Genomic DNA, 13,990 nt, shown 5'->3' with positions numbered 1-13,990 from the left:
GAACTAGACACCCTTCTTAGGGCAAGTCTCCTCTAGGAAACAATGACTGCAATCAGGTTTTCTCGCCTTACAGATAGCTCGGCCATGAGAGATCAGATAATGAGAAAGCATCACCCAATCTTCTTCAGGGACATGCTTACAAAGTTCTTTTTCAATCAACACAGCATTTTCCGTCTTCACCCAGCCAAGACGGTTGGACAAACGAGTCACATGGGTGTCCACGACAATACCGCTGGCAATCCCAAAGGCATTTCCTAAAACCACGTTAGCAGTTTTACGACCCACGCCTGCCAACTCGACCAAAGCCTCGAGATTTTGCGGAATCTCTCCTTTGTATTTTTCTACCAAAGTGATGGCTTGAGATTTAAGGCTCTTCGCTTTGTTTTTAAAAAAGCCCGTCGAACGGATGATGGTTTCAATATCCTCGACCGGGGCTTTCGCCATCTTTTGCGGCGTTGGATACTTTTTAAAAAGATGTGGCGTCACCATGTTCACACGTTCATCCGTGCATTGCGCGGAAAGAACTGTGGCGACTAAAAGCTCGTAAGGATTGGTAAAATTAAGAGCACAATGAGCATCCGGATAATAGCGCTTAAAAAGCTCAATGGTTTCCAAAATAGGAGCGGCTTTTTTTACGACCTTTTTCGGGGCTGTCTTCTTGGCAGAAGATTTCTTTTTACTGATCGCCATCGTTCCCGATGGCTTCAACTGGACAACCTTCCATCGCCTCTTTGCAAAGAGCTTCTTCTTCAGGAGTTTCAGGTTGTTTGCTCACGAAAGCATGGCCGTCTTCTTCATGCATCGCAAAGTTCTTAGGAGCAGTCAAAACGCAGGCATCGCAGGCAATACATGATTGATCCACGAACATTTTACCCGGCTTATTCTCTTTCCACTGCTGACTCTTATCGGCCATGAGGTCTCCTAAATATGCGACCTTAATATAAAACTTTTGACCTTGATGTCAAACTCCCATCCAGACTTGGGTCGCATTTTTCATGGCTCGGACTCTGCCACGCTAGGGGCCCCTGCTATTTAACGCTAGACTATGTATGGGGTAGGGAGGTTCTCTCATATAAAATACTTCGGACAGTCCTCGCTGACGCGGTCCCTTTGGGACCTGCTGCTGCGGAACTCGTATTTTATATGAGAGAACCTCCCTACCCCAACACAGACTATCTTTTAAAAGGAGAGGACACCATGGAAGGACCTCGTTCGCCTTCGGAAAATGAGCTTCCGAGCGTTTTGGAATTTCTGAACAAAAAGCTTCGCAATGAGGCTCCCTGGTCAATTGCTGCTGAGTACCCTACGGCCTTCTCTTCTAACAACTTGCATAATATGCGTATTATTGCTGATGAGGGTCATGTTCTTTCTCATGCGGTTTTGAAACCGCTTATTGTTAAGTCTCCTCATGTGATTTTTAAAGTGGGTGCGATTGGTTCCGTGGTTACCGATGATCAGCATCGTGGTCAGGGGTTGAGCACTCAGGTTATTACTGATTGTTTGAAATTGGCGACGGAACAGTCTTGCGATATTGCGATTCTTTGGACGGATCTTTTTGATTTCTATCGTCGTATGGGATTTGAACTTGCGGGGAATGAAATTAGTTTTGTGGTTGAAGAAAACTTTGATGTTCCGCCGATCAATCTTCGTTTTTCTACGGATTCTAAAGTGTCGCCGGATGCGATTTATCGTCTGTATGCGTCCCACTCTGTCAATTCTGTTCGGACTATTGATGAAACTAGAAAGTTCCTCTCAATTCCTCAAACCAAGGTTTACACGGCTTGGGAAACGAATGGTCAATTGGCCGCTTATGCTATTGAAGGCAAAGGGATTGATCTAGGCGGCTACATCCATGAATGGGGCGGCTCCGTTTCGAAATTGATGGCGCTTTTCAGTTTCATTCGTGCACAAAAAAATCAGCCTTATACGATCATTTGTCCTCGTCATGCACAAAATTTGATTGAGCAATTGCAAAGAAAGCCAGTGACGATGAATCAAGGCTTCCTGGGCATGATCAAGCTTGTTAACTTCGATCAATTGGCAGCAAAAATCAAACGCGCCTTCCGCGCTGAAGGTGTCGCAGACATTGTTTTAGAAAAGCACCCGCAACATTTTGTTTTCGGTGTGGGCCAAGACCTTTTCACAATCAACAACGAAACCGACATGGTTCGTCTTCTGTTCGGACCGGTGGACTATCGCGCCTTGGGAATGTTTAAGGACGAAACTGTACAAAAACTTGAAAAAGTATTGCCACTGAATTTGTGGATCTGGGGATGGGACTCTATATGAGTTTGAATAAACTTTTACTTCTGCTGGCTTTCAGTGTCAGTATGGTGTCGTGTATTAAGGAGCCCCTTGAAGAAGAAGAAACTCCAGCAACAGTAGCCGAAGTGCAATCCGCACTCTCTGAAGGTTGGGGGCAAGCCGATCCTCTCACCATGGCGGCTGATGATTTTCTTTTTCAAGAAACTGAACAAAAATTAGAGAACAATCCAAAACCTTTTTATGTTCTTCAAGAAGGCATAACGATTTCTAAAAAAGAAGAAAAAGAGACGGAGTTTCTTTACACCTTCCTGTACCAAACCAAGGTGTACAAACAAGATCAAGAAGGCGCCCAGTCTACTCGCGAAGATCATCGCTCTGTCGGAAAAGCCGATGCCTCGCTAGCCGTGGCGCAAAGTGTTCTGGCGAAAACCCAACCGATGTCGACGCTAAAACCTTTGGCAGAAGACAATGAAATGACTTTGGGGTTTGAACGTCTTTACAGTCTTGCCTATGCGTGTTCGAAATCAGACGCACTGGACAAATACTGCAAAGAACAATTGGGTGTGGATAGCTGTGAGATTCTGTGCTCCAATCTGAAATCCACTGAAGAAACGCGTCCTCTCCCTGAACTCATTCAGGCACAACCCAATTGCGGGGGCTTTGCCAACTGCACTTATCGCGTAAAAACAATTCAGTTCAATTGGACGATTGCTCTAAAAAAGGGTGAATCGGTCGAGAAACAAAAAGTGAACTATTCTATCGCCCTGAGTCCTGACATGCCGTTCTTCTCGCGCATGAATGAATATTGCTATCGCCAACTGTACACGGTGCAAGAACAAAAAGTTTTGGTCACGACTTGCACTAAGTTAAAAAACTTTAAAAAGGGCGGCTCCTAGAGTAATCTAAAACCTCTTTCGGGAGGTTTTATGAAGAAGATTGCCGTTGTACTCTCTGGCTGTGGACATCTTGATGGCAGTGAAATTACAGAGTCCGTGAGCTTGCTCATCGCTCTTCACCAAGCAGGTGCCGAAGTTTCCTGCTTCGCTCCCGATATCGAAATCCCCGTTACAAATCACGTTGATAGAAATACGCAAACGGAAAAACGCCGTTTGCTTGTCGAAGCGGCTCGCATCGCTCGTGGAAATATTCAAAGCCTCGATAAACTTCAAGTGAAAGATTTTGATGCCTTGGCATTTCCAGGTGGCTATGGCGCCGCCAAAAATCTTTCAAATTGGGCGGAAAAAGGCGCAAAGTGCGACGTCAATCCAGATGTCAAACGCGTGATCTTGGAATTCCATGGCGCAAGCAAACCCATTGCGGCTTGTTGTATTGCTCCGGTTTTATTGGCTCGTGTTTTGGGCGATAAAAAAGTCACGGTCACTATCGGCGAAGATCCAGAGACAGCGGCTGAAATAAAAAAAACGGGTGCTCAGCACGAAGACTGCCCTGTTGATGATTACATCACGGATCGTGAAGGAAAAATTGTTACGACTCCGGCGTATATGTACGGCGATGCGAAACCCAATGAAGTCTTCAAGGGCATCTTTGGGTTGGCACATGAACTTGTCGAATGGGCTTAATTGAAATTTGAGATTAGAAGTTAGGATTTTTTATGAAGACTGTTGTAGCGCTTATTTTTGGTGGAAAGTCTGCAGAGCATGAGGTTTCTCTTCGTTCTGCAAAAAATATTGCCGATGCTTTGGATAAAGACAATTTTACTCCGGTATTGATTGGGATCAGCAAAGAAGGCAGTTGGTATCGTTTCCCAGATATGAGTGTTTTCCAATCGACTAAAGTTGTTGATAGCGCTTTGCCACCAAATGCAGAGTCCGTGGCTTTGATGTCCTTGCAAGGCAAACCTGTTCTTTACTCTTTGAAAGATCATTCTAAAACGGCACTTGATATTGCCTTCCCTATCTTGCATGGAACCATGGGTGAAGACGGAACTATTCAAGGTCTTTTCAAAATGGTGCAATTGCCTTTTGTCGGTTGTGGTGTTTGGTCTTCAGCGGCCGGCATGGATAAAGAAATCATGAAGCGACTTTTCACAGAAGCGCAAATTCCCAATGCTCGCTACATGCTTTTGACTCCTTTTAAAAATACTTCTTATGCAGAGATCACAGCAACATTAGGAACTCCGTTCTTTATTAAGCCGGCCAATGCAGGATCCTCTGTGGGTGTTCACAAAATCAAATCAGCTGAAGAATTCGCAGTGAAATTGAAAGACGCTTTTCAGTTCGACAATAAGGTTTTGGCAGAAGAATTTGTCCAAGGCCGCGAACTTGAGTGTTCGGTCATGGGTCACAATCAATCGCCACAAGCTTCATTGCCGGGCGAAATCATTCCGCAGCATGAGTTTTATTCTTACGAAGCGAAGTACATCGACGACAACGGCGCTTTGTTGAAAATTCCAGCGGAAATGCCGGGCGACTCTCTCCAAAGAATGCAAGCTCTGGCAAAAAAGACTTATCAAGTGATGGGTTGTGACGGCTTGACTCGCGTGGATTTTTTCATGAAATCCAACGGCGATCTTTTCGTGAACGAGATCAATACCATTCCTGGATTTACCAAAATTTCCATGTATCCAAAAATGTGGGAAGCAACCGGTGTTTCCTATAAAGATTTGATCACAAAGCTGATCCACTTCGGACTTGAGAAATATCAAGAGGAACAAAAGCTAAAAACCAGCTACTTGGATTAATTATCTGCAATAAAAGTGCTTAAAAGATCCTCGATTTTGAGGATCTTTTTACGTCTTTCGTCTGGAACTTTACAAAATAGAATTTGTTTATAAATATCTCCCATACAACCGATAAAGAGGTTATGGGACCACGACGTTTTTGGCGACATCTTTCAGTTTCAAATAAGCTCTACGCAGTCATAGGCGTGATGGCCTTTCTCATTGCGCTTGAATTATTCTCTCTCTACTTTGCGATGAACACTCTTTCTTCGTTACGTGGTTTTGTTACTGGAGAAAGTCTTTGGTCAAAGGCACAAAAAGATGCCGTTATCAGTTTGCATAAATACGCACGCACCCGAGACCCCGAGTTTTATCGTTCGTTTCGTGAAAATTTGGATATTCCATTGGGTGACGGTAAAGCTCGTCGCGCCTTGGAGCAAAATCCTCCCAATATCAAAGCAGCTCACGAAGGTTTTGCACAAGGGCGCATCCATCCCGACGACATCCCTGGTGTCGTCGACCTGATCTTGAAATTTAGTGATGTCTCTTATGTTGCCAGAGCCGTCTCCATTTGGAAAGAAGGTGACGACCTCACTAATGAACTCATCTCCTATGGTGAAGGCTTGCATCACCTTATTTCCACTCAAGCCTCTGAAAAAGAAATCATTGCGACGCTGGATCGTATTGATGAACTCAATGATCGTTTGACGGTTCTCGAGGGTGGTTTTTCTTACACCTTGGGCGAAGGCTCGCGGTGGTTAGAACATCTCTTGATGGTGACTCTTCTTCTCGCCATTCTCATTGTCGAGGGAACAGGTCTTTTCCTCACAGTGACATTCAGTCGCAATCTTTCGAAAGGTCTTAAGGAGCTTAACATCGCCGCCCACAAAGTGGGTCAACGAGAATTTGACGTCTATGTTCCTGTGCGCTCCGGCGATGAACTGGGACAACTCGCAGAGTCTTTGAATAAAATGGCCGGAGACTTGCGCAACAGTATCGGCGAACGCCAGCAAGCTGAACAAGCCAGCCAGCTTAAAAGTTTGTTCCTAGCAAATATGAGTCACGAGATCCGCACTCCCCTGGCTGCGATCATTGGGTTCTCGGATTTGTTGAAAGATAATAATTTGTCAGAAGAAGAGCGCCTCCAATACCTGAATGTCATTCATCGTACTGGGGAAAACCTCACACGCATTATCAATGACATCTTGGATCTTTCTAAAGTCGAAGCCGGACATTTGGAAATTGAAAGAAGTCAGTTTTCTTTGAGTTCTCTTTTGGACGATATTCACGTGATGATGGTGGCTAAGAGCAATAGCAAACCTATTCACATCGAATTCAACCGCCGTGGTATTGTGCCTGACATGATTTCCACAGACCCTTTGCGACTGCGCCAAGTTCTCACGAACGTGCTGGGTAACGCTGTTAAATTTACAGATAAAGGTTACGTGCGCATGACCTATGAAGTCTCTGGTGACAGCCTGATCTTTACTATCAAAGACACGGGTCTTGGAATTGCTCCGGATAAAAAGTCGTTGTTATTTCAAGCCTTCAGTCAGTTAGATAACTCCATCTCACGCAAATATGAAGGCACGGGTCTTGGCCTGGTTCTTTCAAAAAAATTAGCGCAGATGATGGGCGGCGATGTCACTCTGGATGACAGCCAAATTGGCAAGGGCTGTACATTTACAATTCGTATTGGTCTGCAAACTCTTCAAGCCACCCCACAAAGACCCTCGCTCACAAAAAGAGGAGAGATTCATCTGGGAAAACAGCTTGCAAGCACCAATATTCTTCTTGTCGACGACGTCGAAGACAACCGTCTTTTGATTCAAAGAATGCTGAGTAAACGTGGAGCTAAGTTAACCTTGGCAACAAATGGCGAAGAGGGTCTCACAAAAGCTCTTGCAGAAAATTACGATATTATTTTGATGGATATTCAAATGCCTGTCATGGATGGCTACACAGCCACACGCAAATTGCGCCAAGCCGGATATAAGAAGCCGATCATCGCTCTCACCGCACATGCAATGAAGGACGATCGGGAACGCTGCATAGAAGCAGGCTGCACGGATTATTTAACCAAACCCGTGCAAGTCGAAGCGCTGATTCAGACAATTCTTAATCATTCGATGGAAGAAGCGACTTAGTTATAACAAGTCATCGCTTTATTTTTGGTAACGCAGGAAGTTTGTTTTTCTCCTGGAGCTCCATTATTACCGCCGTCTCCCCAATTCCCGTCAGGTCCCTGAGGTCCTCTTTTTCCAACTCTGCAGTTACTCAGCCCGCCGTCACCGCCGGCACCACCTCTTCCACCTCTGCTTCCGATTCCTCCCTGCCCCGGTGTCTTTTCAATCAGATGACTAAATCCCGCCGAGTCATCCACAATTAACTCCAAGGTTCCCGTGGATCCTCCTCGTTTTCCGTCGTGTCCCGGATAGCCTTTAAGCCCCTGTCCGCCCTGTTCTCCTTCGCCCGGCAGAAGCACTATGCCTCCTCGCTCACATCCGCCTTTTTTCCTATCAACTCCGGGAGGACCTTTGAGACGATCGTCGGGCTCATTTGCGGAATGCCCGTCGCCGCCAGCCTCTCCACGCATTTCAATTCTCAATGCCCCGGTCGCTAATCCGATATTTAAGAAAATATGACCACCGTCTCTTCCGTTTTTTCCTGTTTCGGCCTTTTTTTCCTCGGGAAACGTGGCGATTCTTCCATTGGCGGAACTTAAAGTCTTTGCGTGAATGCGAACGTTCGCACCCATGGTATAGAGAACCCCACCCTCTTCAAAACGAAGGTCGTCAAACTGAAATTCAAAATCCTCTGCTTTAGATTTTGATTCCGTTTCGACTTCTTTTTCTTTTTTGAATTTTAGGAACTCTAGGTCCTCTTCACTGACAATCTTTCCTTCAAAAACATAAAGAGTCCGATCAACGACAAGATTTCCCATGGGCTGAACATCAACCATGGGTTGGGGATTTTGAGGGGCCTCCTCCTCGCCGCCATTTTTGAATTCCACACACCCAACGAGCACAGCGACACTTGTTAACAAAGTTCCGTATTTCAAAAGACCTTTCATCTCATTCTCCTTTATTTCGGAAAGGCCTTTATCCAAAAGAGACGCCTTTGAATTCTCGGAATGGCCGAGGAAAGGGTTCCGGAGGCCGGACATTGGTCTGTGAACAGCTTTTGCAGTGTCACCTTAATGCTCCAGGATGGAGCCTTCGCTAGAAGAGCGAAAACTCGAAGGAACGAGACAGAAATGGAATACAGCAAGATCAACTACTTTGAAAAAGCGGACTCTCTAAAACACCGCGAGTTTATAATTTCTCAAAACAATTGCATACTTTGCGGCACAGTCCTTGAGCTAAAGCATATTGCTGATTGTGGCACTGGCGAAATTAAAGAAGAAGCGTTCTGTCCTCACTGCGAAGTCAAAACTCGGGCGAAAACCCACGTTTTGAACTGAGTTTCGTCAAATATTCGACAGGGGATTTCGTCAGAGGATTGACGTTAAAGAGTCCCCGCCAATTTTTTTACATCCGAATAGAAGCTTCCCGACCAAGACATGTCCGTAATACCAAAGCTCGACTGCTTATGACCAAAGATCGTTGCAGTCTCTCCATGAAGCCAAGAGTTCACCCAGACCTGAGCACACTCTAACTGAGAAACCACCTTCATCACTTTTTCCGAAGGCCCCCAGACAATTCCTGAATGAGCTAAATACGAAGTGTTCGCCCATTTTAAAATTTCATGTTGGTATTTCACGGGTGTGATTAAAAGAAGTGGACCTTGAAGCTCATCTTGCTGAAGGACACTGCAATTCGGAAGATCGAGCATCACTGTGGGTTTATAGAAAAAGCCCGGACCGTCGTAGCGCGAGCCACCCACGAATACTTTTCCGTGCTCTTCAACGCCGCTATGGATTTTTCCATCAATGGTCTGCACGGATTCGTTAGAAATCAAGGGAGTCCAAACTTCATTCCCACGAGGATCTTTGAGTGGAGTCAGCGAAGAAATATATTCTTGAGCTGTCGCTAAAAAATCTTGCGCAAAAGATTCAAGCACAAAAATGCGGGAGACATTCCAGCACAGTTGGCCTTGTCCCATCAAAAAGGGACGAAGAATTTCAGGCATTAACTTTTTATAGTCTGTCTCTGCAAGAACAATAGCCGGGTTTTTCACACTGCCACTCAACTGCATTTTTTTAAACTGAGTAAGGCCCGACTTCGCGATGTTTTCCATCGTCGACGTTTTTCCAACCGCGCTCACGGCGTGAATACTTGGGTGGCCTGCGATGATCTGCGCCACATCGCTAAAACCTTGCAAGATGTTCACGACGCCTGGTGGGACTTGGGCAGCAACCATCGCCTCACCCAAAATTTTTGCGGTGATGGGTGACTGTTCAGAAACCTTCAGCATCACGACGTTACCCGCAGCTAAAGCCGGAGCTAATCTTTCCACGACAAGTTTTAAAGACAGACACCATGACGTGATGACACCCATCACACCATTGGGTTGCAACAAGATGTTAGCAGGGATTTCTTTTAAAAGGCTTTGCGCATTTTCTTTAAGAAGTTGAATCGCCGGACGTACACTGTTTTCCAAAACAAACGAGTGAGAAAGTCCTTGATAAAGAGCTTCCTCATAAGCAATGGCGTCGGCATTTTGTTCAAGATGATTTGCGATCTTTGAAAGAAGTCCGGCTCTTTGTTCTTTGGACAACTCTTTGAAAGGAGCCGCCGCTTTTTTTGCTAACTGCAGTGCCTTAATAACATCCATAGCATCACTCGATGCCACTTGTGCTAAAATACTTCCATCAAATGGAGACAGCTTCGCGAAGGTCTTTTTGCTTTCGGCAGAGACAAACTCTCCGCCGATAAAATTTGTCAGTTCCAAAGAACATCCTAGTACACGTTTTGGTTTCGATACTGCATCAGATGATGCGCTAGCATATCTGATTTAAGTACCTCATCCGCCACTCCCAGTTCAATGGCTTTCTGTGGAGCATAGGGAAATTGCGCTTCTTCAGGGTGCTGCACCACGCTGGCGCCACCTTTTTTCTGCACCTCGATAAGTCCATCGACTCCATCTGTACCGAATCCTCCCAACAAAACTGCATAGACACCCTTAGCATAACTTTGGGCTGCAGATTGAAAGAGGACATTGCTTGAAGGCAACTGTGAACAAACCGGAGCTCCCTTCACAATATTCAACATCGGGCCATGAGGTCCCGGCTGAATTTTTCCGTGATGTTCTGAAGGAATAAAATAGACGTGGCCCATTCGCAAGAAGTCCCCGTCTTTGGCCACCACAGATGTGACCTTCGATCCCACTTTCAGTTTACTAATAAAGGCCGTGATAAAGTTGGCAACTGTACTGCAAGACACAACCACTGGAGGAGTATCGGCCGCAAGACCTTTGACAAATTTTTCTAAGGCTTCGGCACTTCCCGCATTCCCACCAAGGACAACCACCTTCAACTCAGCTGCTTTTCGCAATGTCGAAGGCGCATTCACAGCGGTTTTCATTTCCACAACCGGAGGAGCTTCTTTGAGTTTCTTAAGAACATTCACAGAAGCCGCCGCTCGCACTTTATCGACTAGCATCGCCGCTAAATCTTTAAGAACGGCGGGATCAAATTGGGAAGGCTTGTGAACGAATTCAATAGCACCAAGTTCTAACGACTTTAATGCTGCCTCCCCCGTGCTTGCTAGGGAGGAAACCATCACAACAGGAATGGGATGATGCTTCATGATTTTTTCCAAGAACATCACGCCCGACATCTTGGGCATTTCGATATCCAAAGTGATAACGTCGGGCTTTTTATTTAAGATCAATTCGCGAGCCTGGTAAGCATCGGCCGCAGCTCCCACCACTTCCAAACCGCTTTTCGTAAAAATATTTGTGAAAAGAGTTCTGACGGTAGCAGAGTCATCCACAACCAAAACCTTCACATTTTTCGCTACAGACAAGGGTTTAAAGCCCGAGACATCCACAGATCTTTCCACAATGCCACTGTCTTTGGAGGTATTATGGAGGACATCAAAGGTCGATGTATTAAGCTTAATTGTTCGGGCAGAATCCCCCGCAACATTTTTTTCAAGAATCGGAATACCAAGATCTTTCAGCATCTTTTCTGCTAAATCAATATTGCGCTTGCCAATACCGTCGCCCAGTTGCGCGACACTAATAACATTGGCCCCGCCATAAACCTTGGCTTGCAACTTGTTCCGATTAGCTCCCAAACGAACGCACTCCTCAATCAAAAGAGGAATTGCATGAATGCCGTAACGGGTATTCGCTCTTTCTTCAGGAAGACCGTCAGAAAGTAAGTAGTGGTTCAAGCCACCAATTTTCGTCGTCGGATCGTAAATTGCCACGGCAACACAGGAACCTAAGAGAGTCGAAATGATCGTCTCTTCTTTAAAGGCCGCTATCTTTCCAGGAAATAAATAATGTGTGTTCATCAGGCCACCAATTTTTCAAGATCTAAGACCATGACACTCTTGCTGTCCTTAATGAAGAAGTGCTTCACAAAGGAGGCTTGAATCATGGAAGAGTGATTTTCGATGTTTTGCAGATCAGAATCGCGCAAACTCATCAGGTCGTCAGTTTCAGTCACCTGCAATGAAAAACGCACACCCTCGTGTTCACAGATAACGTAATATGTATTTTTAGCTTCTACAGTCATAAAACCGTGATCGTGGAAGTTCACGACAGGAACAGCCTCCCCGCGAAATGGAACCACGCCTAACAAACCCGGCTTTTTTTCGGGCAAAGAATAAAGTGGAAGCTGACTGCTGATCTCCACAACGTTTAAAATAGGAATAGCAAAATCCTGTGCGCCCCATTTGCAATGCAGAAAAAGAGTTTCATGGCGACTCTCTGCCACTAAAGAAAACTTCGCTGCCAATTCTGCTGAATCAGTTTTTTCAACTAGCAACGCTTCGGCATAAGCTTTAATCGCACGCAAAAATTTTAAAAACTCAGCAGAATCCTGAATGCCACTGGCGCGGGCTTCAAAACCCTCCAGCCACTCCGTCAAATACAAAAACTCGTTCGTCTTGGCGTCGACCGCCCACGATTTCGTTTGCTCCGCCACTTCGTTACGAATTCGTTTCCACAATGATTCGTCAACAAGATCAATAAACTTTTCAGTCTCTTTATTCAGACTGTCGAGGAAATAACTTTTTAGTTCGGCTGTGAAGTCATCACCAAAGAAGTCGCTCATGCCGCCTCCTCCTGATTTTCTAGTTGTTTAACTAACAGACCCATCAACTTTTCAGGATCTAAAATGTAAGTGACCTTTTCGTCAGCCAAAATGGAAATACCCTTAAAACCTTTTTGTCCGCCGACGATCTTTCCGAAAGATTTCACCACCAAATCTGTTTGCGCTTCGATCTTATCGACTAACAACGCAAAGAGAGCGTCCTTAATTTTAATAAAGACGGCGGAGGAAGCTCGAACTTTGTCTTCGGACTTTGTTGTTCTTAGATTCAACATCTCGCTATAGTCCATCAACGGCACTGTAAATCCGCTGAACTGACAATAGCGAAGATGATCCACCGTCGTGATCTGTAATTCGTTGCATGAACTGATATGGGCCACAGATGTCAAAGGCACTGCAAATTGGAAATCCTGCCAAGAGCACAAGAGAGCGCTTTCTACCATGATATGCTGAGGAATCGGCACTTCAATTCTAAAGCAGGCACCTTGGCCGACACTGTTTTCAATAAAGATTTTTCCGTTATATTTTTCAACGGTGGCAAGGACAATGTCCATGCCCACGCCACGACCAGAAATCGTTGTGACCTTTTCTTTTGTCGAAAAGCCCGCATTAAAAATAAAACGATAGATTTCTTCGTCGCTCATTTTCTGAGCTTGTTCCTCGGTGACAAGGGCGAGCTTCAAAGCACGTTGTAAGATGCGTTCCCTGTCCAATCCCTTGCCGTCGTCTTTGAAAACAACATGGATGGTGTTGTTCTTTTCGAAAATCTCCAAAGACAAAGTTCCAATGGAGGATTTTCCCTGCAAGGCTCTTTCAAATTGATCCTCAATACCGTGGTCAATAGAGTTTCTTGCCACGTGAACCAAAGCTTCATAAAGGTCTTTGCCTAAACCTTTATCGATGAGCAAATCTCCACCGTGAACTTCGAGCTGCACGCTTTTATTGAGCTCCGTTGAAGCTTGTCTGACCAGGACATGCAAACCCTGAAAACTTTCAGACGCTTTTTCTTTCCGAACAGTTTGAACTTGGTTCTGAAACTGATCACTGATCTTAGAAAGATTCTGAGAAAAGTCCGTTTGTCTTCGTTCAAAGAGTTCAGGCTGTGCACGAAAATTCACGGTTTGATTCATCATCTGGAAGAAATTTTTTAAAACAAGAAGCTCACCAGAAAGGCGCAGGAATTCATTGAGCTGTTTCGTCGAAAGCCAAACACCCTCTTCATCTGAAGAGCTGGAGGAGGTCGCTCGGGACACCGAACTGCGGACCATCGAACTTCCACCCTCTTCAGGAAATTCAAAACTTCCATAGCTGGCAATCAGTTCAATCGCTTCGCTGAGTTCTTCGGGATAAAGCTCACGCTTATCACGCAGACTTTGCGCCAAGACTTTCAAAATGCGCGAACTTTTCAAAAACAAATCGATGCATTCTTTTGAAACCGGACGAGTTTCCCTTTTGATGCGTGTCAAAAGAGCTTCACATTCATGAGCCAAAGATCCCAAAAGCTGACCCCCGGGAACTGCGCCCACACTCCCTTTGATAGTATGAATTTTACGGAAGAGCAGATTGATTTGATCCGCATTCGTCGGATCACCTTCAAGTTTAAGAATCAAACTATCAAGGTCTTCCAAAATTTCTTTGGATTCTTCAAAAAAGACGCGAGAGACTTCTTCGACTTGCTCAAAGTCGATCAGAACAGCGGCTTCCTGCTGGAGATTTTCAAATTCAGATTTTTCGTCAGACATAAATTCCTGGAAGTCCCGCTTTCAATTCAGTGTAAAGTTCCCAGAATTTATCGGCATTTTCAGGAGTTTAGGTTAGAT

13 protein-coding genes are annotated in these 13,990 nt (G+C 45.1%); 6 read left to right on the top strand and 7 right to left on the bottom strand.

From position 1 onward, the window contains the following. Positions 1 to 3 precede the first annotated feature (3 nt). The gene (gene nth, locus ACL934_RS03200) at positions 4 to 690 is read right to left on the bottom strand and encodes an endonuclease III (RefSeq protein WP_413613490.1); all 687 of its coding nucleotides are present in this window, start codon (positions 688 to 690) and stop codon (positions 4 to 6) included. Then, positions 677 to 913 carry a ferredoxin gene (locus ACL934_RS03195; RefSeq protein ID WP_374077611.1) on the bottom strand — a complete coding sequence of 79 codons (237 nt, stop codon included), beginning with the start codon at positions 911 to 913 and terminating at the stop codon, positions 677 to 679. The genes nth and ACL934_RS03195 overlap by 14 nt, the downstream gene beginning before the upstream one ends. Positions 914 to 1,197: 284 nt before the next feature. Here ACL934_RS03195 and ACL934_RS03190 point away from each other — a divergent pair, with 284 nt between their 5' ends. The 5 genes from ACL934_RS03190 (at position 1,198) to ACL934_RS03170 (ending at position 7,092) form a co-directional block, all read left to right on the top strand. Beyond that, positions 1,198 to 2,289 carry a GNAT family N-acetyltransferase gene (locus ACL934_RS03190; RefSeq protein ID WP_413613064.1) on the top strand — a complete coding sequence of 364 codons (1,092 nt, stop codon included), beginning with the start codon at positions 1,198 to 1,200 and terminating at the stop codon, positions 2,287 to 2,289. Then, positions 2,286 to 3,161, top strand: coding sequence for a hypothetical protein (locus ACL934_RS03185; protein ID WP_413613063.1), 876 nt, complete (start codon positions 2,286 to 2,288; stop codon positions 3,159 to 3,161). The genes ACL934_RS03190 and ACL934_RS03185 overlap by 4 nt, the downstream gene beginning before the upstream one ends. A 30-nt stretch (positions 3,162 to 3,191) precedes the next feature. Then, complete coding sequence (elbB, locus tag ACL934_RS03180) at positions 3,192 to 3,845, top strand: isoprenoid biosynthesis glyoxalase ElbB (protein WP_413613062.1); 654 nt, start codon at positions 3,192 to 3,194, stop codon at positions 3,843 to 3,845. 32 nt (positions 3,846 to 3,877) lie between these two features. Continuing rightward, a complete protein-coding gene (locus ACL934_RS03175) occupies positions 3,878 to 4,966 on the top strand; it encodes a D-alanine--D-alanine ligase family protein (protein WP_413613061.1) in 1,089 nt (362 codons plus the stop codon). 188 nt (positions 4,967 to 5,154) lie between these two features. After that, positions 5,155 to 7,092, top strand: coding sequence for a response regulator (locus ACL934_RS03170; protein WP_413613060.1), 1,938 nt, complete (start codon positions 5,155 to 5,157; stop codon positions 7,090 to 7,092). Here ACL934_RS03170 and ACL934_RS03165 read toward each other — a convergent pair. After that, the gene (locus ACL934_RS03165) at positions 7,089 to 8,018 is read right to left on the bottom strand and encodes a hypothetical protein (protein WP_413613059.1); all 930 of its coding nucleotides are present in this window, start codon (positions 8,016 to 8,018) and stop codon (positions 7,089 to 7,091) included. The genes ACL934_RS03170 and ACL934_RS03165 overlap by 4 nt on opposite strands. A 183-nt stretch (positions 8,019 to 8,201) precedes the next feature. Here ACL934_RS03165 and ACL934_RS03160 point away from each other — a divergent pair, with 183 nt between their 5' ends. After that, on the top strand, positions 8,202 to 8,408 hold the full coding sequence (locus ACL934_RS03160) for a hypothetical protein (RefSeq protein ID WP_413613058.1): 207 nt from the start codon (positions 8,202 to 8,204) through the stop codon (positions 8,406 to 8,408). A gap of 44 nt (positions 8,409 to 8,452) precedes the next feature. Here ACL934_RS03160 and ACL934_RS03155 read toward each other — a convergent pair whose 3' ends face one another. Genes ACL934_RS03155 through ACL934_RS03140 form a run of 4 tightly spaced genes read right to left on the bottom strand, consistent with a single transcriptional unit; the run spans position 8,453 to position 13,912 of the window. Next, entirely contained in the window at positions 8,453 to 9,838 is a 1,386-nt protein-coding gene (locus tag ACL934_RS03155) for an aldehyde dehydrogenase family protein (RefSeq protein WP_413613057.1), read from the bottom strand. Between the two features lie 8 nt (positions 9,839 to 9,846). Further along, positions 9,847 to 11,409 (bottom strand): chemotaxis protein CheB, encoded by a 1,563-nt coding sequence (locus tag ACL934_RS03150; protein WP_413613056.1) that lies wholly within the window; start codon positions 11,407 to 11,409, stop codon positions 9,847 to 9,849. Further along, a complete protein-coding gene (locus tag ACL934_RS03145; protein WP_413613055.1) occupies positions 11,409 to 12,173 on the bottom strand; it encodes a chemotaxis protein CheW in 765 nt (254 codons plus the stop codon). The genes ACL934_RS03150 and ACL934_RS03145 overlap by 1 nt, the downstream gene beginning before the upstream one ends. After that, entirely contained in the window at positions 12,170 to 13,912 is a 1,743-nt protein-coding gene (locus ACL934_RS03140) for a chemotaxis protein CheA (protein WP_413613054.1), read from the bottom strand. Before ACL934_RS03140 ends, ACL934_RS03145 begins: the two co-directional genes overlap by 4 nt. Between the last annotated feature and the right edge of the window lie 78 nt (positions 13,913 to 13,990).

It is taken from the genome of Bdellovibrio sp. HCB-110 (genome assembly GCF_047323225.1).
In the GTDB taxonomy this organism is placed as follows: domain Bacteria; phylum Bdellovibrionota; class Bdellovibrionia; order Bdellovibrionales; family Bdellovibrionaceae; genus Bdellovibrio.
Note: the sequence above shows the minus strand (reverse complement) of the source record. Positions and strands in the feature narration are given on the sequence as shown.